Source organism: Gemmatimonadota bacterium (assembly GCA_009692115.1).
In the GTDB taxonomy this organism is placed as follows: domain Bacteria; phylum Gemmatimonadota; class Gemmatimonadetes; order Gemmatimonadales; family GWC2-71-9; genus SHZU01.
Genome location: SHZU01000010.1, coordinates 51,523 through 70,772 on the forward strand (window position 1 = coordinate 51,523; position 19,250 = coordinate 70,772).

25 protein-coding genes and 1 tRNA gene are annotated in these 19,250 nt (G+C 66.0%); 4 read left to right on the forward strand and 22 right to left on the reverse strand.

Annotated features, from left to right (window positions below):
• Positions 1-11: 11 nt before the first annotated feature.
• The 11 genes from EXR94_12000 to smpB all read right to left on the reverse strand — a co-directional run bounded on the left by EXR94_12000 (position 12) and on the right by smpB (position 6,882).
• Positions 12-368 carry a 50S ribosomal protein L17 gene (locus EXR94_12000; protein MSR03441.1) on the reverse strand — a complete coding sequence of 119 codons (357 nt, stop codon included), beginning with the start codon at positions 366-368 and terminating at the stop codon, positions 12-14.
• Complete coding sequence (locus EXR94_12005; protein ID MSR03442.1) at positions 368-1,414, reverse strand: DNA-directed RNA polymerase subunit alpha; 1,047 nt, start codon at positions 1,412-1,414, stop codon at positions 368-370. The genes EXR94_12000 and EXR94_12005 overlap by 1 nt, the downstream gene beginning before the upstream one ends.
• 13 nt (positions 1,415-1,427) lie before the next feature.
• Entirely contained in the window at positions 1,428-2,072 is a 645-nt protein-coding gene (locus EXR94_12010; protein ID MSR03443.1) for a 30S ribosomal protein S4, read from the reverse strand.
• A 3-nt stretch (positions 2,073-2,075) separates the two neighbouring features.
• Positions 2,076-2,513 carry a 30S ribosomal protein S11 gene (locus EXR94_12015; protein ID MSR03444.1) on the reverse strand — a complete coding sequence of 146 codons (438 nt, stop codon included), beginning with the start codon at positions 2,511-2,513 and terminating at the stop codon, positions 2,076-2,078.
• A 3-nt stretch (positions 2,514-2,516) separates the two neighbouring features.
• The gene (locus EXR94_12020; GenBank protein ID MSR03445.1) at positions 2,517-2,897 is read right to left on the reverse strand and encodes a 30S ribosomal protein S13; all 381 of its coding nucleotides are present in this window, start codon (positions 2,895-2,897) and stop codon (positions 2,517-2,519) included.
• Between the two features lie 3 nt (positions 2,898-2,900).
• Entirely contained in the window at positions 2,901-3,017 is a 117-nt protein-coding gene (locus EXR94_12025) for a 50S ribosomal protein L36 (GenBank protein MSR03446.1), read from the reverse strand.
• Between the two features lie 378 nt (positions 3,018-3,395).
• The gene (locus tag EXR94_12030) at positions 3,396-3,620 is read right to left on the reverse strand and encodes a hypothetical protein (protein MSR03447.1); all 225 of its coding nucleotides are present in this window, start codon (positions 3,618-3,620) and stop codon (positions 3,396-3,398) included.
• A complete protein-coding gene (locus tag EXR94_12035; protein MSR03448.1) occupies positions 3,617-4,402 on the reverse strand; it encodes an orotidine-5'-phosphate decarboxylase in 786 nt (261 codons plus the stop codon). The genes EXR94_12030 and EXR94_12035 overlap by 4 nt, the downstream gene beginning before the upstream one ends.
• A complete protein-coding gene (locus EXR94_12040) occupies positions 4,290-5,222 on the reverse strand; it encodes a dihydroorotate dehydrogenase (GenBank protein MSR03449.1) in 933 nt (310 codons plus the stop codon). Before EXR94_12040 ends, EXR94_12035 begins: the two co-directional genes overlap by 113 nt.
• Positions 5,162-6,400: an N-acetylmuramoyl-L-alanine amidase gene (locus EXR94_12045; protein MSR03450.1), complete on the reverse strand. Its 1,239-nt coding sequence runs from the start codon at positions 6,398-6,400 to the stop codon at positions 5,162-5,164. Before EXR94_12045 ends, EXR94_12040 begins: the two co-directional genes overlap by 61 nt.
• On the reverse strand, positions 6,397-6,882 hold the full coding sequence (gene smpB / locus EXR94_12050; GenBank protein ID MSR03451.1) for an SsrA-binding protein SmpB: 486 nt from the start codon (positions 6,880-6,882) through the stop codon (positions 6,397-6,399). Before smpB ends, EXR94_12045 begins: the two co-directional genes overlap by 4 nt.
• Before the next feature lie 93 nt (positions 6,883-6,975).
• Between smpB and EXR94_12055 the strand changes: the two genes are divergently transcribed.
• Positions 6,976-7,059 (forward strand) — tRNA-Leu (locus EXR94_12055).
• 73 nt (positions 7,060-7,132) lie between these two features.
• Here the strand turns inward: EXR94_12055 and EXR94_12060 are convergent.
• From EXR94_12060 to EXR94_12080, 5 genes are read right to left on the reverse strand one after another with little or no spacing between them, the layout of a single operon-like run.
• A complete protein-coding gene (locus EXR94_12060) occupies positions 7,133-7,603 on the reverse strand; it encodes an Rrf2 family transcriptional regulator (protein ID MSR03452.1) in 471 nt (156 codons plus the stop codon).
• A 37-nt stretch (positions 7,604-7,640) separates the two neighbouring features.
• On the reverse strand, positions 7,641-9,302 hold the full coding sequence (locus EXR94_12065; GenBank protein MSR03453.1) for a carboxypeptidase regulatory-like domain-containing protein: 1,662 nt from the start codon (positions 9,300-9,302) through the stop codon (positions 7,641-7,643).
• A 10-nt stretch (positions 9,303-9,312) separates the two neighbouring features.
• The gene (locus tag EXR94_12070; protein MSR03454.1) at positions 9,313-10,512 is read right to left on the reverse strand and encodes an MFS transporter; all 1,200 of its coding nucleotides are present in this window, start codon (positions 10,510-10,512) and stop codon (positions 9,313-9,315) included.
• Positions 10,509-12,167 carry an enterochelin esterase-like enzyme gene (locus EXR94_12075; GenBank protein MSR03455.1) on the reverse strand — a complete coding sequence of 553 codons (1,659 nt, stop codon included), beginning with the start codon at positions 12,165-12,167 and terminating at the stop codon, positions 10,509-10,511. The genes EXR94_12070 and EXR94_12075 overlap by 4 nt, the downstream gene beginning before the upstream one ends.
• A complete protein-coding gene (locus EXR94_12080) occupies positions 12,167-13,585 on the reverse strand; it encodes an aspartate ammonia-lyase (GenBank protein MSR03456.1) in 1,419 nt (472 codons plus the stop codon). Before EXR94_12080 ends, EXR94_12075 begins: the two co-directional genes overlap by 1 nt.
• 28 nt (positions 13,586-13,613) lie before the next feature.
• Here EXR94_12080 and EXR94_12085 point away from each other — a divergent pair, with 28 nt between their 5' ends.
• Together EXR94_12085 and EXR94_12090 are read left to right on the forward strand one after the other, a co-directional pair.
• Positions 13,614-13,943, forward strand: coding sequence for a cupin domain-containing protein (locus tag EXR94_12085; GenBank protein MSR03457.1), 330 nt, complete (start codon positions 13,614-13,616; stop codon positions 13,941-13,943).
• 87 nt (positions 13,944-14,030) lie between these two features.
• A complete protein-coding gene (locus EXR94_12090; GenBank protein MSR03458.1) occupies positions 14,031-14,258 on the forward strand; it encodes a hypothetical protein in 228 nt (75 codons plus the stop codon).
• Between the two features lie 43 nt (positions 14,259-14,301).
• Here the strand turns inward: EXR94_12090 and EXR94_12095 are convergent, their stop codons facing one another.
• The 3 genes from EXR94_12095 to EXR94_12105 all read right to left on the reverse strand — a co-directional run bounded on the left by EXR94_12095 (position 14,302) and on the right by EXR94_12105 (position 16,738).
• Entirely contained in the window at positions 14,302-14,943 is a 642-nt protein-coding gene (locus EXR94_12095; protein ID MSR03459.1) for an MBL fold metallo-hydrolase, read from the reverse strand.
• Complete coding sequence (gene trxB, locus EXR94_12100; protein ID MSR03460.1) at positions 14,940-15,884, reverse strand: thioredoxin-disulfide reductase; 945 nt, start codon at positions 15,882-15,884, stop codon at positions 14,940-14,942. The genes EXR94_12095 and trxB overlap by 4 nt, the downstream gene beginning before the upstream one ends.
• A gap of 176 nt (positions 15,885-16,060) precedes the next feature.
• Positions 16,061-16,738, reverse strand: coding sequence for a hypothetical protein (locus tag EXR94_12105; protein ID MSR03461.1), 678 nt, complete (start codon positions 16,736-16,738; stop codon positions 16,061-16,063).
• A 122-nt stretch (positions 16,739-16,860) separates the two neighbouring features.
• On the opposite strand from EXR94_12105, the gene EXR94_12110 reads away from it, so the two are divergent.
• On the forward strand, positions 16,861-17,412 hold the full coding sequence (locus EXR94_12110; GenBank protein MSR03462.1) for a phosphatase PAP2 family protein: 552 nt from the start codon (positions 16,861-16,863) through the stop codon (positions 17,410-17,412).
• Here EXR94_12110 and EXR94_12115 read toward each other — a convergent pair.
• Genes EXR94_12115 through EXR94_12125 form a run of 3 tightly spaced genes read right to left on the reverse strand, consistent with a single transcriptional unit; the run spans position 17,387 to position 19,244 of the window.
• Positions 17,387-18,139, reverse strand: coding sequence for a hypothetical protein (locus EXR94_12115; GenBank protein ID MSR03463.1), 753 nt, complete (start codon positions 18,137-18,139; stop codon positions 17,387-17,389). The two genes, EXR94_12110 and EXR94_12115, sit on opposite strands and share 26 nt — an antisense overlap.
• Positions 18,136-19,068, reverse strand: a complete 933-nt coding sequence (locus tag EXR94_12120; GenBank protein MSR03464.1) for a PHP domain-containing protein — start codon at positions 19,066-19,068, stop codon at positions 18,136-18,138. Before EXR94_12120 ends, EXR94_12115 begins: the two co-directional genes overlap by 4 nt.
• Positions 18,987-19,244 (reverse strand): hypothetical protein, encoded by a 258-nt coding sequence (locus EXR94_12125; protein MSR03465.1) that lies wholly within the window; start codon positions 19,242-19,244, stop codon positions 18,987-18,989. The genes EXR94_12120 and EXR94_12125 overlap by 82 nt, the downstream gene beginning before the upstream one ends.
• Between the last annotated feature and the right edge of the window lie 6 nt (positions 19,245-19,250).

The window sequence follows — 19,250 nt, forward strand, 5'->3', positions numbered from 1 at the left end:
TACCGCCTCGATCATTCGGCGACGAGCTCGATACGAGCGGTGTCAGCCCCGTCGCCAACCCGGTGCCCCATCTTAAGAATCCGGGTGTAACCACCGGGCCGGGCCGCAAACCGGGGGCCGATTTCGGCGAAGAGCCGCTTCAGGACGTCGCGGTCCTGGATCTTCCGCTCCGCGAGCCGCCGGGCGTGGAGGTCGCCCCGGCGCGCCAAGGTGATCAACCGCTCGGCAAAGGGCCGAAGCTCCTTGGCCTTGGCGATGGTCGTGACAATTTTCTCATGGAGAAACAGGCTCATGGCCATGTTCCGGAGCATGGCTTTCTTATGCGCCGACGTGCGGGAGAGCTGCCGTCCCTTCGAACCGTGGCGCATTACGCATTCCCTTCGGCGGCGCCCATCGTCGGGGCCGCACCGCTCTTCACGATTCGGAAGTCCCCATCGGCTTCCTCAAAACCCATCCCGAAGCGCAGTCCCTCGCGCTGAAGCAGGTCGCCGATTTCGGCCACAGCCTTCTCGCCAACATTCTTGACATCGAGCAACTCCTTTTCGGAGTACTCGACGAGGTCCTTCAGGGTCCGAATGTTCGAGTTCTTGAGCGAGTTCAAGGTCCGGACCGTGAGGCCGAGATCGTCGATGAGCCGCGAGAGCTTGGACCGGAGCCCGCCGGCGACCGCGACGTGATCGTGGCTGATGGCCCGAGCGGTCGGCACCCGGCCGAACTCGACGAAGTAGCGGAAGTGCTCCTGGGCCAGGGCAGCGGCGTAGGCAATGGCATCTTCCGGCGAAATGGTGCCGTTGGTCTCGATCATGACCGCCAGGCGGTCGTAGTCGGTGCGTTGACCGACCCGGGTCTCGCTGACCGTGAAGTTGGCCCGACGGACCGGATTGTAGATCGCATCGATCCGAACCAGGTCCACCGGCAACGACCGGTCGGCCGGGTGCATTTCGGATTCGACGTAGCCCCGCCCCTTGTTGACATAGAGGTCGCAGCTGATCTCCCGATCGTCCTGAACCGTAAAGAGCAAGTGATCCGGATTGACGACCCGGACATTGTTGCTGCCCTGGATGTCCCGGGCGTAGACGGCGCCCTTGCCCTCCCGGCGAATCCGGAGGATGGTCTCGTCGGTGGCCTCGTCGAGCACGAGCGTCAGGGCCTTGAACCGCTGGATGATCTGATGGACGTCTTCCAGGACCCCTTGGACCGTCTGGTGCTCGTGGACCACGCCGTCCATCCGGAAGCCCCACACTGCCGAGCCCCGTAACGAGGACAGCAACATCCGCCGGAGGACATTCCCGAGGGTGTGACCGAAGCCCCGCTCCAGCGGCTGAAGCCGAAACTCTGCAATGTTAGGGTTGTCATCACGCTTGGTCATTTCGACCAAATGCGGATGGACCAAACCGATCAGATCAATCGACATAATGTCCTACCCCTTACTTCGAGTAGAGCTCGACGATGAGCTGTTCGTTAGCGTTCGTCGGGATCGCATCCCGGGTCGGAACCATCGTCATCCGACCGGTGAACTTCTGGTGATCGACCGCCAACCAGGTCGGCGAGACACCGCGGGCCGCCATTTCCTGGGCAACCTTGACCGGCACGATCTCGTGAGACCCGACGGCAATCCGGACTTCCTGACCCGGCTTGACGCGGAAGGACGGAATATCCACGCGATGGCCGTCGACTTCGACGTGGCCATGGCAGACCAACTGACGCGCCCCGCGACGGCTGGTGGCAAAGCCCATCCGGTAGGCGACGTTGTCAAGGCGCGACTCGAGGGCCACCAGCAGATTGGTACCCTTGACGCCGGGCTCGTGCGACGCCCGCTCGAAGGTGTTACGGAATTGACGCTCGGTCAGGCCGTAGGTCCGCTTGACCTTCTGCTTCTCCCGGAGCTGCTTGGCGTACTCGGACATCTTCCGGCCGCCGCCTTTGCCCGCTTGCGCCTGGCCATGCTGACCCGGAGCGTAGGAGCGCCGATCGACGGCGCACTTCTCGGTGAAACAGCGGGTGCCCTTCAGGAACAGCTTGGTCCCCTCGCGGCGACACAGTCGACAGGCCGGCCCAGCGTATCGTGACATGGATCAGACCCTGCGCTTCTTCGGAGGACGGCAACCATTGTGCGGGATCGGCGTGACGTCTTTGATCGAGGCGACCCGGAGACCCGCTGACGCGAGCGCCTGGATGGCCGACTCGCGCCCGCTGCCGGGGCCCTGCACCAGCACATGGACTCGGCGAACGCCAAGATTCATGGCCTCACGGCCCACGGCCTCAGCGGCCACCGTGGCCGCGTACGGCGTGGACTTCTTCGACCCCTTGAAGCCCGCCTTGCCGCAGGTACCCCAAGCGACGGCATTGCCACGGGTGTCGGTGATGGTAATCAGCGTGTTGTTGAACGTCGCAGCGATGTGGGCGATCCCTTCGGATTCGACCAGCTTCTTGCCCCGCTTGGCGGCTTTCGGAGCCGCGACCTTCGCGTCGACCGCCGGCTGAACCGGCGAGGGAGTTTCGGGTGCAGTCATATCTTACTTCTTCGTCGCCTTCTTCTTGCCAGCGATGGCCCGACGCGGACCCTTCTTGGTCCGAGCGTTGGTGTGAGTCCGCTGCCCCCGAACCGGGAGCCCCTTCCGGTGGCGCGACCCACGATAGGAACCGATGTCCATCAACCGTTTGATGTTCATCGCAATTTCAGTCCGAAGGGCACCCTCGACCCGGATGCTTCGCTCGATCATCTGACGAAGCCGAGCGACGTCGGCGTCGGTCAGATCGCGAACGCGGATATCCGGATTGACGCCGGTGCCGCCCAGGAGCTTTTGGCTGGTGGACAGACCGATGCCGTAGATGTACGTGAGGGCGATTTCAACCCGCTTGTCGCGCGGAAGATCGACGCCGGAAATACGTGCCATGGGTTATCCCTGCCGCTGCTTGTGCTTGGGGTTCCGCTTGCAAGTGATCCGGACCACACCTCGGCGGCGAACCACCTTGCAGTGCTCACAGATTGGCTTGACGCTCGAACGTACCTTCATTGAGTTTCTCTCAAACGCCAGGTTTCAGGGTAGCTTGCAAAGCTATCCCTGGATTGGGGTTAATGCAAGGGACTTGGATTCCGAGGGCGGGGCCAACCGGTGAACACCGAGCCACAGCCCGAAAATCCATGTGGCGCAAGCGCTTGCCCAGGCCAAGATAATCGGTGGTTGCCGGTTCGGAACCGGCTACTGGCTCGAGGACGTGATCCAGACTTCCGTGACCCGCCAGCGCCCCTCGTCGAACCGGGCGCTGATCAGGATCTTCTGGCCTTGATCCTCCTGATTTCCGAGGACCCGAAACCGACGGCAAAGCTCGACGTAGCCGTGGCCCGGCGCGACCACCGCGGCGCCCACGGTGACGATCCGGAGGTCGGCCGTTCAGCGGACCATCGAGGCCAGGGCCGCTGCGGCAATCTCCCCCCGCACCGACACTGCTGCCGGCTGACTGGGTAATTCGAGCCGGACCGGCTGCCGGTCGTCGAAAAGCCGGGTAAAATCCCGGGCCTCGAACACCGAGCGGGCGGTCACGGCCAGTTGCCCGAGATCCCGATCCTGAAACGGGCCGGTGAGGAGGGCCAAGGCGGCGAGTCGGAGCCAGTTCATCCGACTTGCCCAAGCAGATCGGCCCAGACCGCGGCCGGGTCATCGGCCTGCAGCACGGGCCGGCCCACGACCAGGTGGGTCGCCCCAGCCTCGGTGGCGGCTTGGGCGGTGGCGGTCCGGACCTGGTCACCGGCGGGGTCGGTCGCTCCGCGGATCCCCGGGGTCACCAACAGGGCGGTTGGGCCGAGGCTGGCCCGAAGCCGGGCCGCCTCCAGAGGCGACGACACGACGCCGTCGGCGCCCGCCCCGACCGCCATGCCGGCCAGCCGCACGACCTCGGCCCCGATGTCGGCCGGACCCTGACCGTAGATGGCCCGGAGGTCGTCCGGGCCATGGGACGTCAGCAGCGTCACGGCGATCACCGCCACCCGCCCTCCGCCGGCGACCTTGGCCGCTTCAATCATCCTCGGACCACCGAGCGCGTGAATAGTGACCATATCGACCCCGAGATCACGGGCTTGGCGAACGGCGCCCTCGACGGTGTTCGGGATGTCATGCCATTTGAGATCCAGAAATACCCGATGGCCCCGAGCTTTCAACCCGGCGATGAAATCGGAACCGGTCCGGGTGAACAGCACCGACCCGAGCTTGACCCATCGAACGTTAGGCACCCGGTCCAGCAAACCAAGGGCGGTGCGGGCATCGGGAAGGTCAAGGGCCAAGACGAGTTCAGCCACCGGCCAACCATTGCCGCGCCAGGCGCTCGGGGAGACGGGGATCGGCCAACCCGGCGGTCCCGATGGCCACCAGCGACGCCCCCGCCAAGAGGTATTGGTGGACATGTTCGAGGGTCCGAATTCCCCCAACCCCGATGATCGGGATGTCGGGCAGCCGCCGACGAACCCTGGTGGTCGCCAGCAGTCCGACCGGCAGGAGGGCCGGACCACTGACGCCGCCGTTGCCGTTGCCCAGTCGAGGGCCCGGCCCTTCGTAGACCAACCCCGGCATCGTGTTGACGACGGTGATCCCGTCGGCACCCGCATCGACCGCGGCGGCCGCGAGCCCCGGGATGTCAGGCAGCGCCGGTGAAAGTTTGGCGATCAAAGGCCGGCGGGTCACGGCCCGGCAGAGGCCAACGATCCGGGCCACCGCAGCCGGATCGGCACCGAATTCGATGCCACCTGCTGAGGTATTCGGGCAGGACAAATTGAGTTCATAGCCGACCATGCCGCCAACCGGATCGAGGCCCTCGATCACGCGGCCGTATTCGCCTTCAGTGAAGCCGACCACATTGACGAAGACTCGGGCGTGGGCAAGGTTGGCTCGAAGCCACGGCAGTTCCGTCGAGGCAACCTCGGCCAAACCGGGGTTGGCCAGCCCGATCGAGTTGAGCATGCCGCCGTCGAACTCAGCGACCCGGGGCGGGAGGTTGCCATGCCGAGGCTCGAGCGAGACGGCCTTGGTGACCAATCCGCCCAACATGTCGAGGTCGACGACCCCGGCGAGTTCCCGCCCGAACCCGGCGGTACCGGCGGCGAGCAGGACAGGATTGGAAAAGGTGGTGCCGAACAAGACCAGGGGGGCCGGGGGTGCGGCGGTCGTCACGCCTGGCCGGCTCCGGTTTGGGTCACCGAGCGGTTGGAACCGACCCGTTGCTGGTATTCGATCAGGTAGCTGACGATGGCGTCGGCGACGGAGGCCGCGAGGTTCCGCTGCGACCGAGCCTCGGTCATCAGGCGGGCGTCCTCCGGATTGGTACTAAAACCCATCTCGAACAAAACCGCCGGCCGCCGCGCCGTCGTGAGTACCGCAAGCCCCGCTTGCTTGACACCGCGGTTGGTCCCCGCATGGACCTCCGCCGCGTGAGACTGCATCAACTCAGCCAGCCGGGCCGACTCGCGGTGGTACTCATTGAGCTGGAGATCTTTGAGGATGAAGTCGAGCCCGCTCGGCTGCTCGCCCTTCGGCTCCTCGAACCGAATCGCCTCGTTTTCCATCTTGGCGACCCGAGCGGCATCTTCCGTCTTCGCGTCAGCGAGGAAGAAGGTCTCGAAGCCGCGGGCCTTCGTATACCCCGCCCGCTTGGGCAACGCATTGACATGCAGACTCACGAACAGTCCGCACCGTTCGGTACAAAAGGCAGCCCGCTGGTGGAGATCGATCAAGGTGTCGGTCGTCCGGGTCATGATCACACCGACGCCCCGGCGAAGCAGTTCCTGGCGCACCAAGAGCCCAACCTGAAGCGCCACGTCCTTCTCCTTGATTCCTCGCGGGAAGAACACGCCGGGGTTTCCGGGATCGACGCCCCCGTGACCAGGATCGATCGTGACGACGTGCCCCCGGTTCAGCCCATTCGGCAGGGTCGTCCGGACCGCGTCGGCAGCCCGGGGCGGCTTGGGCTCACTCGAGGCGATGGCGGGCCCGGGGCGGCGCGAACGAGCCTCATCGAGCCGACCGGACCAAGGGTCGTAGCGGAACCGTTCGGTGAGCTCCGCCGGAAGGACTTGGGTGACGAAGTCGAGCGGCAGGAACAGACTGTCGCGCCGGACCACCGCCACGCCGACCAACGGTTTGAGGACGCCGCCGGCGGTGTAGTACGGCGCACCAAGCAGGAGCCGAAACGGCTGACTCGCAATCTCGACATGGGCCCAGGCCCCCACGACGGACGCGAGCCCGCCTAACGCCGGCACCAAGGCCGTCGCGGAGACCAGGGGGCCCGACACGTCGGGCCGAATCGCGATCCGGACATCGCCCTTGGGCGTCGCCACGACGAGAGTCGCCGGCAACGCCGGCGAAGCACCGGGCACTGCCGCGACGGCCAACAGCAGGGCCGCGATCATGCCCGCACCTTCAGTGCCCGCGCCAATTCACGGTCAGCCATCCGGCGTTTGATATCCTCCCGGCGGTCATGGACCTTCTTTCCCTTCCCGAGCGCCAGGGCCACTTTGGCCCGACCGCCCCGGAAATACAGTTCCAGCGGCACCAAGGTGCAGCCCTTCTGCTCGGTAGCGCCGATCAACCGCTCGATCTCCCGGCGGTGCAGGAGCAGCTTGCGCGAACGAAGGGGCGCGTGGTTGTACCGGTTCCCCTGTTCGTAGGGAGTGATGTGCATGCCTTCCAGCCAGACCTCGCCGTTACGGACCAACCCGAACGCCTCCTTGATCGAGGCCTTCCCGACCCGGAGACTCTTGACCTCGGTTCCGGTCAGGATCAGCCCGGCCTCGTGGGTTTCGAGAATATGATAATCGTACGTAGCCCGCGGATTCCGTGCCACCGAAATCCGGACCTCGTCATCTTTGGGTGCCTTCGGGCTTTGACTCATAAGTCTCACTCTCACATAAAGATAGAGTGACTGTGGCGGGCTCGCAACGAGCGCTTGCCTTAACCGATTGGCTCCTCTAGGTTTGCGCTTCGCGCCGGAGTGGTGGAACTGGTAGACGCGCTGCGTTCAGGGCGCAGTGGGCGCAAGCCCGTGGGGGTTCGAGTCCCCCCTTCGGCACTCGCAAGAAACGGACGGCCCAGAGGCCGTCCGTTTTTTTCGGCGGATCCCGAGTCTCTGAGCGGGTCCGAACTTATGCCAGGCTGGGTGAGGAAGTCAGGGTGACGAATTCCGGGGCGGTGGCGCGCTCATCCTTGAGCAAGTCCGCGAGGGTGACGCTGCCCAGAAAATCGTCGATCCGGCGTTGCAAGGCCTGCCACACCGGACGGATTGCGCAGGCACTGCCCGGAGCGCACCGCTCGGCGTCCACCGGATGGCTCTCGCAGTTCATTTCGAAGGTCTGATGCTCCGAGGCCGCCATGATCTGGCCAACCGTGATGGCGGCCGGGTCGGCGGCCAGGAAGTACCCACCCTTGGCCCCTCGAACGCTCTCGACGATCCCGGCCCGGCGAAGCCGGAGCAGGATCTGCTCGACATAGTCCGCTGGGAGGCGTTCGACCTCGGCAAGCTCGCGGGCTGCCACCGGGGCCACCCCGCCCCGGCCCCGTTTGGCCAAATGGATCGAGATGATGAGGCTGTATTCGGTCCAAGTCGTAATCCGCATGCCGAGAATGTAGTGCGTCCGGAGAATTCCGACCAGCCTACTCGGGGTGACGGATGATCAGCTCGCGAATCGCGACCGTATCGGCCCCCATCCGCCGTTGGATCGGGCCCCGACCCGGCACCTTCGTATGGACGTCGAGCGGGCGACCCCGGGGTACCCCGCAGACCTGGAACGCCCCGTTGGAGCCCGGCGTGATCTCCCATTGGGTTCCCTTACTGCCGATGGATACTACCCGGCCCGTCCGGGCGACGGTTTTGATGTCAGAGCTGACCGTGATCATGGCGTCGGCCAAAGCCTGACCGGTTAGGCTGTCCGTAATAATTCCGACGAGGAGGGCCCGACTAGAATCGAGTTGATCCAGGCGACAGAGCCGCCGGAGCGTGGCCACGAGGCCCGGCGTCGCGACGTCGGTCGTGTCGGTTTGGCCCCGACGAAGCTGGGCCGAAGCCCGGAGGGGGGCGAGTCCGACCAAGGGGAACCCGGGGTGCTCGACCGTAAGGAGGTAGTCCCCCGTCCCCGGGGAGACGATTCGATATCGCCCGGCCTGGTCGGTGGTATCCGCAAAGGCCCCCTGCTGGAGGCTCACCACGGCGCCGGCCAGCGGACGCGCTCGGAGCGAGTCGAACACGGTACCCACCACGGCGGTCGCCCCCGCGACCGGAGGGAGATCGGCCACGGCCCGAGCCGAACCGCCGGCTTCCCGGTAGCCGGCCACGCTATCGCGCTGCCCGACTCGAACCAGGCGGCGGCGGGTAACCGGCATCCGAATCGACCAAGCCCCGACGATCCAGCCCCCGCTCGCCAGGCGGACGAACTCGATGCGGCCTCCGATTGCCAGGGTGCCCTGAGGCCATTCGACCCCGGTATAGGTGTACTGGAGGTCGCGAAGCTCGAGGGTCTTGGCGTCCAACCACAGCACGCCGGAAATATCAGGCACCGATCGCGACGAGCTCGGTTGAAACTCGAGCCCGACTCGGAGGCTCGAATCGGGACCCGGATTGGCCGGGCGGAAGCAGTGGTCGTCCAGGAATTGCTCTGAGAGGAGGAGGTCCGCATCGGGACCGTGGAACCAGAGCCCGTCGGCACGCTCCTGGACGTAGCCGAAACGACTCAAGCTGTCGGGATCGATGCTGGCGAAAGGCCGGGCCGTGGTAGCCCGGCGGGCATCACTCGTCTCGCTAACAATCCGGCTGCGGGTATCGAGGCGGCGCTCGAAGGTCTTGACCTCGAGCTCCATCGGCCGGGCGCTGGTTATCTGCGTGCCCGTGAGGGCCTTATGGGCTTCGTCCCAGAGGCGAGCCGCCGCCGTTCCGCGCGCCTCTCCGAGCTCACACTGGGCCGGCCGAGTGCTGGCCACTACCAACTCGTTCAAGTTGAGGGGCGCCGCCTCCAGCGTCACCACGCGTTCGGGGGCCAGACCGGCTTGCAGATCAATCGGATTGCTGACGGTCCCCTGGTATCCGATGGCGTCAACCCGGAGGCGGTACCGGCCGGGCCGGGGTGCCGTCAAAGTGGCCCGGCCCCGTTCGTCGGTCAGGGTCTGGACCACCCGGGTGCCACCGAGGTCCTGCAGGGACGCGAGCGCACCCACGAGTGCCCCTCCAGCCGGCTGACCGCTGACCCGAACCGCGACAGATTGGCCGACCGCCAGGCCGGGGGCAAGGCCGAGTGACAGAAGGACCTGGAACCGGAAGCGCATCGGGTGAAACCTAGGCGCTCAACCCGGCCGGGCCTACCCGCCGCTTGGCTGCCATCCGAATGGCCACGAAGCCGAGGGCGGGGCCGACGGCCAGCAGTGGAAATGCCCAGGGCGTTGCCGGCCCACCGAGGCCGGCGACCATTTGAATGGCCGCCATGGTGAGCAAGAAACCGATCGAGGTCTGGAGAGTCAGGGCCGTCCCGACGGCGTGCGGCGGGGCCAGTTCCGTGACCAGCGCGCTATACTGGGCCGAGTCGGCGATGATGGCAACGCCCCAGACCAAGATTACGACGAGACGGAGCCACCCGGGACCGTGGAACACCAGCGCCGAGGCCACTGCGGCTGAGCCGCTGACGGCCAACGACCAGAGCACGACCCGCTCGCGGCCAACCCGGTCGGCGGCCAACCCGCCCGCGATGCAGCCGACGGCGCCCACGGCGATGCTCAAACCGGCCAGCGTGGCGACGGCCCGGGGCCCGGCGCCGGGGAGCGAGGCCGCCCAATACACGGCGACGAAACTCCAGAACGCATAGAGTTCCCACATGTGCCCGAGGTACCCCGCGGTCACCAGCCGAAGATCAGCGATCCGAAAGATCTGGCCGACCAGCCGCCAAGAGAATGGCCGGGGCGGAAACGCGAACGGACCGTCGCGATACCCGACCGAGACCACGAGTCCGGCCAGCGCAGCCGCAGCGGCCGTTGAGCCAATCACCGCGTCGAGACTCAGGCCGCCTAACGCTTCGACCCAATACGGAGAGGCCTTCCCGATGGTCAGGGCCGCGACGACCGTCCCGATGGCGAGGCCGCGCCGGTCCTTGAACCAGGTCGCCGCCATTTTCATCGCCGGCGGATAGACCCCGGCGAGGCAAAACCCCAGCAGGAAACGAGTCAGCAGGGCCGCCCCGTAGCCTCCCGCCCATAGCAGCGACACATTGGCGAGCGCGGCACCGATGGCGGCCCCCGCGACGTACCAGCGAGCCGGGATCACATCGGCCAGATTGAGTAGCGCCGCCGTTAACGTCCCAGCCACGAATCCAAGTTGCACCGTCGACGTGAGCCAAGCCACCTCGGAGCTGGTGAGGCTCCACGCGGAAGCCAATTGGTGAGCCGCCACCCCTCCGGCAAACCAGCCCGCCATGCCGAGGAGTTCGACGGCGGCGATCAGCCCCAGCATCACCCAGGGGCGGGTTCCCCCGCCCGGCGCGGTCACCGGCCTTCGACCGACGCCCGCTTCGCCACATGACGCGCCATCTGGCGCACCATCTCGGCGTTGGTGACCGGCTGCCACCCGTGCGGTTTCATCGGGCGGCCGTATTGGAAGGTGGCCTGCCCTTTCAGCGCCTTGAACGTCTCTTCCATCTTGTACACGCCAAGATTGAGGAAGTAATTATCCATGTCGCCAACCCAGACGGTGATTTTGCCGTTCAGGTCCTTCCCGATCCTCGACCAATTCTGCTTGAGGTAGTGGTTGAGATCGTAGCCATTGTCCCGCCAATATGCGGCGACCGATTTGTCGATCGTTCCGGTGACCCGATCGAACAGGGGCTTCGGATATCCGTCATCTCCGACGGGTCCATAGGTCGCATCATAGGCCTCCAGCTGCTGCCCGCCCCGGACCCGGCTCCCGAGGACCCGCTCGAGCTGGGCCATTTGCCGGACCGTGGTTTGCGGCTGGCCGTCCTCGGCCCGGCTCAAGAACCGGTCGTGCATCAACCATTGGTTGGGACCGGCATTGGGCATGAAGGCATTGGTGTCGGCATAGTTGTCAATCATCTGGTTCCGAGAGAAATCGACCCCATCCGGATAGAGCGACCAGGTGCCGCCGAAAAACTTCGGTTGCTGAATTTGGAGGGCAAGCGCTTCCCAGCCTCCGGTTGACCCCCCGGTGAGCAGCCTGGCGTACGACTTCGGAATCAGCCGGAACTTCTCCTCGAGATACGGAATCAGTTCCTGAATCAAGGCATCCTGATAGGGGCCGGTATTGGCCGAGTTCACCGCGTACGAGTCATCGTAGTACGGGGTGGGGTGCTGGAAGGTGATGGCCACCATCTTCGGGAACGCCGGGCTGCTCCACGATTGAGCGAACTCGTACCCCGGCTCGCGGGCCGAGCGGACGGTGCGGGCCGAGCGCGCCTCGGCTGTTTCGGGTTTGCCATCCGGATTGAAGCCGAAGGGGGCGCCCTCCCCGAAGTGGCCCTGGATGTAGATCGCTGGATAACGGGTGGTCGGGTTGTCCTCCCACCCCTTCGGAAGCAGGACCGTGGCGCCGAGGTACACCGGTTTGCCCCACCAGGCCGACAGGAGCGGGCTCTGGATCTTGATGCGCTTGACCCAGCGGGTGTCGGCCAGGGTTTCGACCGGCGGCAGCACTTTGGTGAGCGTCATGGTGAGATGGGATCCATTCGGATCCCAGGTCACAGACTGGACGTCGCTCACCAAATTGCCCGGGGTCCGGTTCCATTGGCGGCCCTCCCATTGGTCCCACGGCACCCAAATCGTCTTCCCGTGCTTGGGCGTGACCTTGGTATAGACGACCATCAGGCCCTGGACGAAGTAGCTGCCGGCCGGGATGTCGCGGAGGCTTTTGGTCGGAAAGCCTAACGTGGCCGCGTCGATGACCGCGGGCTGGCCGGCCTCGAGCTCACTCACGTCGACGCCAAAGAATGGGACCCCGCCGGCGTACGAGCCCGCCTGGAGCCGCGGCTCTCGCGAGTTGTCGCGAGTGAAGATGACGAACGCCCGTCCAGTGATGGGCGTGCTGCCGACGCCCCGGCCGACCACGACGTCGACCCGCTGCGCGGCGAGCGAAGTCCCCGCGCCGACGAGCAGCGCGATCGCCGCCCCGCATCCTCTCACGGTCCGCATCAGCCACCTCCAGGCAAAGGTTTTCCACCCGGGACGCCAAGTTCGGTCATCGCCCGGAGGTCGAGGGTGTCCTCGAGTTCGGTTCCGGTCAGGATCCCCTTCTTGGCAACCAGGTCCCTGACCGTCAAGCCCGCCGCGATCGCCTCCTTGGCGAGCTTGGCGGACTCAGTGTAGCCGATTCTCGGGGCCAGCGCCGTCACCAGCGCCGGGCTTCGTTCCAGCCAATACGCGCACTGGCGCTCGTCCGCCTCGGTGCCCCGGATGCAGGCCACGTCGAACTGACGGGACGCGTTCGCCAGGATGATCATGGCGAGCACGATGTTGTGGGTGATGACGGGCATCATCACGTTGAGCTCGAGTTGGCCGGCCTCCGCCGCCAACGCGACCGTGGTATCGAAGCCCAGCACCTGATAGCACACCTGATTGACCATCTCGGCGATCGACGGGTTGACCTTCCCGGGCATGATACTCGACCCGGGCTGAACTTCGGGAAGGCGGATCTCCGCGAGCCCGGTCCGGGGTCCCGATGCCAGTAGCCTGATATCGTTGGCGATCTTGTTCAGATCGAGCGTATACGCCCGGATCGCCCCGCTGAAGGTGGCGATGTCGCCCATCGATTGCATCAACTGGATCCGGTCGTCACCGACTTCGAGATCGAGGCCGGTCAACCGCCGCAGATTCGCCACCATCAGGGCCGGATACTCCACCTCGGCGTTCAAGCCGGTGCCAACGGCCGTCCCCCCGATGGGCATGGGCCGAAGCCACCGGGCCGCCTCGATGAGTTTGTCGCGGTGGCGGGCAATGGTGTGTCCGTAGGCCGTGAATTCCTGCCCGAGGCGAATCGGGGTCGCGTCTTGGAGGTGGGTACGTCCCGACTTCAGGACATGGTCGAACTCGCGGCCTTTGCCCAAGCAGGCCTCAGCCAGCCCTGTCATGGCTTCGAGCAGCGCGGGCAGCATCGCAAGGGTGGCGAGACGCATGGCCGTAGGAATCACATCGTTGGTGCTCTGGGCCATGTTGACGTGGTCATTCGGATGAACCGGTGCGTAGGATCCCCGCGAAGCACCCAAGAGTTCGTTGGCCCGGTTGGCGAGGACCTCGTTACAGTTCATGTTGTGAGAGGTGCCTGCGCCGGCCTGATACACGTCGACGACGAACTGGTCGCGATGGCGGCCGGCGAGGACTTCGTCGGCCGCCGCGATGATGGCATCGGCCAGCTTGGGATCCAGGCGCCCGGTTCGCCGGTGGGTTTCCGCCGCGGCGCGCTTGACCCAGATGACGGCATCGATGAAGGCCGGCAGCGGCCGTAGACCGGAAATCGGGAAGTTCTCGACCGCCCGAACCGTTTGGATCCCAAACAGGGCGTCGACCGGGACCGGCTTCTCGCCGAGCGGGTCTTTTTCGATCCGATATGACATAACGGTGGCCACAGTTCGCAAAAGGGAGATGACCGTGTCAGTCTACTTAATCGATCCGGTGGCCCACGCCACGTTTTCAGCGGCGAACGGAACCAAGGCCGACTTGGCCCGCGGCGACTGCCTGTTCCTCGGCCTCAACTGCTTCGAGCCGGGACAGCACCAACGTGTCCACCGCCACGACCGCGCCGACAAATTCTATCTGATTGTCTCGGGAAAGGCGAGAATGGCCGTCGGTGAGGACGTGTTCGAGGCCGGTCCCGGCTCCCTGGTCTGGGCCCCCGCTGGAGTGCCGCACGGCGTCCTCGAGGTCCATGAGCACACGGTCATGATCGTGGGGCTTTCCCCGCCGCCGGGGTGACCGCCTAACCGTCGTGGGCGGATTGGCGCCGTCCCGTGACGCCGCCTTGACACGGCGGTGGCCGGTTCGAATCGTTAGGTGGCGATCATGGAACGTCTCGCACGCGGAGCGCTCCTGGTGGCCGATCCGACCCGGCTCAACCCAGTCGATCGATGGATGGGTTTCGCCAATCTGGCATTTCTGGCGTCCGAGCACGCCAAGGGTGGCGTGCGGCCGAAGCCGGGGCGGGAGATCCGACCGGGGGAGCCCGGCGGAGACAACGAGGGACGGGGTCGTTTGCAGCGCGAGGCGTCTGGTCATGAGATACAAGCCTAACGTGCCACCACCGCCATTTGGTCACGGGAAGGTGCCTAACAGGTCACACGCCCGCCAAGAACGGATTACCTCGCCGCTCGGCCCCAACGGTCGTCGCCGGGCCATGGCCGGAATAGACGACCGTGTCGTCCGGCAGCACCAGCACCTCGTCCCGGATGCTCTGGATCAGGCGCTCGAAGCTCCCGCCCGGCAAATCCGTCCGCCCGATCGACCCCTGAAACAGGACATCGCCCCCGATGACCAACCCGTCCGCCACAAAGCAAACACTGCCGGGAGAGTGTCCCGGCGTGTGGCGGACCGCGAACCGGGTTCGACCGAGGGTGACCGTGCCGCCATGGGCGAGATCCCGATCGGGCGGCGGCGGCGGCCCGACCGTCATGCCGAACCAACGAGCCTGTTCGGGCAGCCCCTCGTAGAGCGGCCGGTCAAGGGGATGGAGAAACACCGGAGCACCAGTAGCCTCTTTGACGGCACCGACGCCGGACACGTGATCGATGTGGCCGTGGGTCAGCCAGATTTCCCGAATGGTGATCCGGTGGCGGGCGGCAGTTTCCAGAAAGAGCGCGGGCTCCTCGCCCGGATCCACGATGACACCCTCGGTCGATCCGGCCTCCGCGAGGAGGTAGCAATTCTCCGCAAACTGGCCGTTGAGGATCGGAATGACCCGGACGGCTGGCGCGGTCATCCCAGGACACTCCGCGATTTGAGCCCAGTCAAATATTTCTCGACCGCGATCGCCGCGGTGGTTGCGTCGCCGACGGCCGTGGTGACCTGACGGGTCAACTGGACCCGGAGATCACCGGCGGCAAACAGGCCTGGAATCGAGGTCATCATCCGGTCGTCGGTGATGAGGTAGCCGGTCGAGTCATGGTCGACGTGTTCCTTGACCAGGCCGCTGTTCGGCGTGAAGCCGATAAAGACGAAGCATCCGGTTACCGCCAGGTCCGACGAGGCGCCGGTGACGGTGTTTTCGAGATTGATGCGCTTCAGGCCCGAGGGCTCGCCCACCATCGAGAGCACCTTCGTGTTCCAGACCGGCTCGATCTTCGGATTCCTCAAGGCCCGTTCCTGAACCAGCTTGGAGGCTCGGAACTCGGCCCGCCGGTGGATGATGTAGACCTTGGCCGCGTAGCGGGTCAGATAATCGGCTTCCTCCACCGCCGCATCGCCACCCCCGACCACAGCAATCGTCTCGCCCTTGAAGAAGGCCCCGTCACAGACCGCGCAGTAGGACACGCCGCGGCCGGCGAACTCGACTTCGCCCGGCACGTCGAGCTTGGTCGGAGTGCCGCCGGCCGTCAAGATGACCGTGGTGCCCCGGAATTCGGTGCCGGAACTCGTGGCCACCCGAAAGGTGCCGTCGGGTTCCCGGAAAATGCCTTCCACGTTCTCGGTCAGAATCTTGGCCCCGAATTTCTCGGCATGGGCGGCCATCCTGGCGGCGAGCTCCGGCCCCAAAATCGACTCGAACCCCGGGTAGTCTTCGATCTTCTCGGTATTGAGCAACTCGCCGCCTGGGATGCCCCGCTCCAACACCACGGCGTCGAGCATGCCACGGCCGGCGTACATCCCGGCACAGAGCCCGGCGGGGCCGGCCCCGATGATGATTACATCGTGTTTCGTCATTGACCGTCCCAAATGAGCCGCCCAAGCGACCATGGTAGTCGTGGAGCGGACTCAAATATAAGACCTCGGGCGGGGGATACCGCTACGGTCGCGACCCCGACAGTCCAGGCGCCACCTCAGACCGAGCGAGCCTCGGTTCCAGACGGGAGACTTCCCGGTAGCAGGCGTCCAGCCGGTCAAGCTCCCGATCCCACGATAGTCGAGTGGCGGTTTGGCGCGAGCCGGCCGACATGGAGGAATACGAAGGAGTCCTTGGCCCCAAGACTCCCGCGAAGCTCGGCCGATCGTTTGGCGGGATGAAACCGGTCGGCGTCGACGCCGCAGCCCCAGACGATGGCACGGTCGATGCCGCGATCGAGCAATTCGGCCCGGGTCGCCATCGACGGCGTGAGCGTCCGCGCGGCCCGGCGATGGAATCGGGTCAGATACCGGGTCATGGCCCCCTGGAGCCGAGGCACCCCATAGGACGCCATGTACCGTCCGAAGTCGGTGTGGTACGACGTGACGATCGGCACCCCGATCTTCCGGGCAACCCACTGCCCGAGACGGCCCCCGACGAACTCCGTGGCGCAGTGGACCACGTCGGGGGCGAAGCGACGGGCCGTTTCCAAGGCCCTGATCCAGGCGGGGGCCATCACGCGAATTTCGGGATATTTCGGGAACGCCCAGCTGGCCGGGGCCAGGAGCACTTCCGGTCGGGTGCCACCGAAGACGTCGGCGCCGGCCGGATATCTCGGGGCGACGACCCCGACCTCCCATCCCCGGGCTTCGAGCCCCCGGACCGACAACTCGGTAACCACGGAGACCCCGTTGACCTGAGGCGGATAGGTATCGGTGAAGTAGAGGGCTCGCATATCGTAGCATCGCCGGGTTTCATCACAGAGGCGTCAGGCTTCTGTCACGATCTCACGACGACGACCCGTGACGGTTCCGAGACACAACCGTTAGGTATACCTAACCCCTTACCGCGATCGTCATGCACTTGCCACCCTCTCGGAGCGACCGCATGACTCCAGCTGGCCTGCTGTCCCGGCTCGACGCCCGCGATCGAACCCTCTTCCTTCGGTGGGCCTTGCCGGGCGACGCCTCCGGGCTTCACCGCCGGTGCTGGATCGCCGTCACCGCGCTGGGCAGCGCCGGGGTCACCCTCGGTGCCGTGATCCTGCCCTTCCTCCTGGCCCCATGGCCCCGGGCCATCACGGCCCAAGCCGCCCTGGCGCTGGTGGGGTCGCACGTCGTCATTCAGTTGATCAAACGGATGGTGGGCCGGGAACGCCCCTCAGAACGGATCGGGGCCCGATCGATGATCGCCAACCCAGACCGCTTCTCATTTCCGTCAGGCCACTCCGCTTCAAGCCTGGCGATCGCTCTGAGCTATGCTATCGCCTTTCCCCAGTTGGCGGTCCCGCTGGTTGGACTTGGCCTGCTGGTCGGCATGAGCCGGGTGGTCCTCGGCGTCCACTACCCGGGCGATGTCTTGGCGGGGCAGACCATTACCGCTCTCATAGTACTCGCCCTGCATTGGTAACCCGCAGCATGCCCACCGCTCCGTGACAGGCCGAGACCGTGGCCATGACGAGATCGGCGCCCCGGCCGACCGCTTCGCCTAACAACGTCCGGGCTTCCCGGGCCTCGGCCACATCGAACATCCCGACTCCGAACGCCCGGTGCCGGGTCACGAACAACGCCGGGCCGGCGGTCGGACGGTCGCGGTCGAGCCGGGCCACGTAGGCCGCCAGGGCGTCTTTCATTTCCCAGGTCCGGGGGCCTCGGATCACGGGACAGCGGTGGGGCTCGATGCAATGGGTCGGACAGAGCCAGTCGGCGAAGGACACATACCGGGTGCCATCGGGTGCCAGCACGTCGTAGGGCGTGCCGAGCGGCCGGTCGACCGCCACCGCCTCGGCGACGGAGCCGGGCCAGTGACGCCCGGTCAGCCGCTGAAGCCAGTGGGCCATGAGGTGAGGCATCAGCGGCGACGGTACGATGGCGTCATCAGGCGACCCGTCCGGGGGCGGTTCCCGATTCAGAAACTCGTCGAGAAACGAATTCCACTCGGCGCCGGTCAGGGAGAAATCGGCCGGGAGCGGCCCACTGCGAACAGCCTGGCAGGCCGGGTCACGATCGACGAGGATCACCCGTCGAAAGGTGATCTTGCCGCGGGTCCTGGCTTCGGCCAGTTGCCCGGCGTAGAACGACCCGTAGCAGCCCCCGCCGATGACCACGACGTCGCGAAAATCGGTTCGGGGTGTCATGCCCGAGGCGCGACCGGCATCCGTTCCGCGGCCAGCCGCTCGATTGCCTCGACCCAAGCCATCGGGACTCGCTCGCCGCCGACCACGCTATGGGACGGGCTGACCGCGGGCTCGCCATGGGAGTCACTTCCCCCAGTTTTCAGCAGCCCCAGCAGATCGGCCGCCCGCTCCAACTCGGCCCGGACCGGGCCGCTTTGGCTCGGGTGGCGGACTTCAACCGCGTCGAGTCCCTGCTCCCGAAAACTCGAGAGCATGGACCGGCTACCGCGATCCCGAAGATGGGCCGCGGACGAAACCCCGCCGACTCGACGAATCAACCCGGTGATCTCGGCCAACTCGGGCAGGACCTTGGGCACGTACGCGGGGCGACCCCGCCCGAGGAACCGATCGAAGGCCTCGTCGAAGGTCCGGACGATCTTCCGCTCCATCAAGACCCGGGCAACGTGGGGTCGCCCAATCGGGGCCCCGGCGGCGGCTCGCTCGACATCCTCCACCGCGACGGGAAAGCCGATCCGCCGAATCGCCTCGACCATGGCGACACCACGATCGGCGCGTCCCGACCGCATCCGGTCGAGAGTCTCGATCAACTCCGGGTGCCGATCCGGGAGGCAATAGCCGAGCAAATGCATCTCGCCCCACTCGACTTTGACCGAGAACTCGCACCCGGCAACGACCTTGACGCCAAGCTCGGCGCCGGCCGATCGGGCCTCGGCCACCCCGGCGACGGTGTCATGATCGGTCAGCGCCATCGCCGCCAAGCCGGCGGCGGCCGCAAGACGAACGACCTCCGACGGCGGCAACGCTCCGTCGGAGGCCGTGCTGTGGAGATGCAGATCTGCGGTCTGGTTCAGCGGTGGTATCCGAGTTCTACCGAGGTCCACGACGGCTGCGAACGAGCCAACAGATCGACCAGTTGGGTGTCGGTCAATTCGGCGAGCGACGACTCCCGGGCCTTGGTGCCCGCCGGGGAATAGCGGGCCACTCGCTGCTCATCGGTGCCGACCCGGCTGAAGCAAACCGTGAACTCATCCTTCGCGTACTGGGTCCGGCGGCCGGTGGTGGTCACCGCCCACGTGGCGTCCGCCGTCGCAATCTGTCGTGGCATCAGTAT

Bases quoted from the DNA above. Each gene is read 5' to 3' on its own strand.
- EXR94_12005 (MSR03442.1), bottom strand. From the start codon at position 1,414: ATGTCGATTGATCTGATCGGTTTGGTCCATCCGCATTTGGTCGAAATG.
- EXR94_12030 (MSR03447.1), bottom strand. From the start codon at position 3,620: ATGAACTGGCTCCGACTCGCCGCCTTGGCCCTCCTCACCGGCCCGTTT.
- EXR94_12110 (MSR03462.1), top strand. From the start codon at position 16,861: ATGCACTTGCCACCCTCTCGGAGCGACCGCATGACTCCAGCTGGCCTG.
- EXR94_12060 (MSR03452.1), bottom strand. From the start codon at position 7,603: ATGCGGATTACGACTTGGACCGAATACAGCCTCATCATCTCGATCCAT.
- smpB (MSR03451.1), bottom strand. From the start codon at position 6,882: ATGAGTCAAAGCCCGAAGGCACCCAAAGATGACGAGGTCCGGATTTCG.
- EXR94_12000 (MSR03441.1), bottom strand. From the start codon at position 368: ATGCGCCACGGTTCGAAGGGACGGCAGCTCTCCCGCACGTCGGCGCAT.
- EXR94_12015 (MSR03444.1), bottom strand. From the start codon at position 2,513: ATGACTGCACCCGAAACTCCCTCGCCGGTTCAGCCGGCGGTCGACGCG.
- EXR94_12010 (MSR03443.1), bottom strand. From the start codon at position 2,072: ATGTCACGATACGCTGGGCCGGCCTGTCGACTGTGTCGCCGCGAGGGG.
- EXR94_12025 (MSR03446.1), bottom strand. From the start codon at position 3,017: ATGAAGGTACGTTCGAGCGTCAAGCCAATCTGTGAGCACTGCAAGGTG.
- EXR94_12115 (MSR03463.1), bottom strand. From the start codon at position 18,139: ATGACACCCCGAACCGATTTTCGCGACGTCGTGGTCATCGGCGGGGGC.
- EXR94_12020 (MSR03445.1), bottom strand. From the start codon at position 2,897: ATGGCACGTATTTCCGGCGTCGATCTTCCGCGCGACAAGCGGGTTGAA.
- EXR94_12045 (MSR03450.1), bottom strand. From the start codon at position 6,400: ATGATCGCGGCCCTGCTGTTGGCCGTCGCGGCAGTGCCCGGTGCTTCG.
- EXR94_12075 (MSR03455.1), bottom strand. From the start codon at position 12,167: ATGCGGACCGTGAGAGGATGCGGGGCGGCGATCGCGCTGCTCGTCGGC.
- EXR94_12035 (MSR03448.1), bottom strand. From the start codon at position 4,402: ATGTCCACCAATACCTCTTGGCGGGGGCGTCGCTGGTGGCCATCGGGA.
- EXR94_12125 (MSR03465.1), bottom strand. From the start codon at position 19,244: ATGCCACGACAGATTGCGACGGCGGACGCCACGTGGGCGGTGACCACC.
- EXR94_12080 (MSR03456.1), bottom strand. From the start codon at position 13,585: ATGTCATATCGGATCGAAAAAGACCCGCTCGGCGAGAAGCCGGTCCCG.
- EXR94_12085 (MSR03457.1), top strand. From the start codon at position 13,614: ATGACCGTGTCAGTCTACTTAATCGATCCGGTGGCCCACGCCACGTTT.
- EXR94_12065 (MSR03453.1), bottom strand. From the start codon at position 9,302: ATGCGCTTCCGGTTCCAGGTCCTTCTGTCACTCGGCCTTGCCCCCGGC.
- EXR94_12090 (MSR03458.1), top strand. From the start codon at position 14,031: ATGGAACGTCTCGCACGCGGAGCGCTCCTGGTGGCCGATCCGACCCGG.
- EXR94_12105 (MSR03461.1), bottom strand. From the start codon at position 16,738: ATGCGAGCCCTCTACTTCACCGATACCTATCCGCCTCAGGTCAACGGG.
- EXR94_12095 (MSR03459.1), bottom strand. From the start codon at position 14,943: ATGACCGCGCCAGCCGTCCGGGTCATTCCGATCCTCAACGGCCAGTTT.
- trxB (MSR03460.1), bottom strand. From the start codon at position 15,884: ATGACGAAACACGATGTAATCATCATCGGGGCCGGCCCCGCCGGGCTC.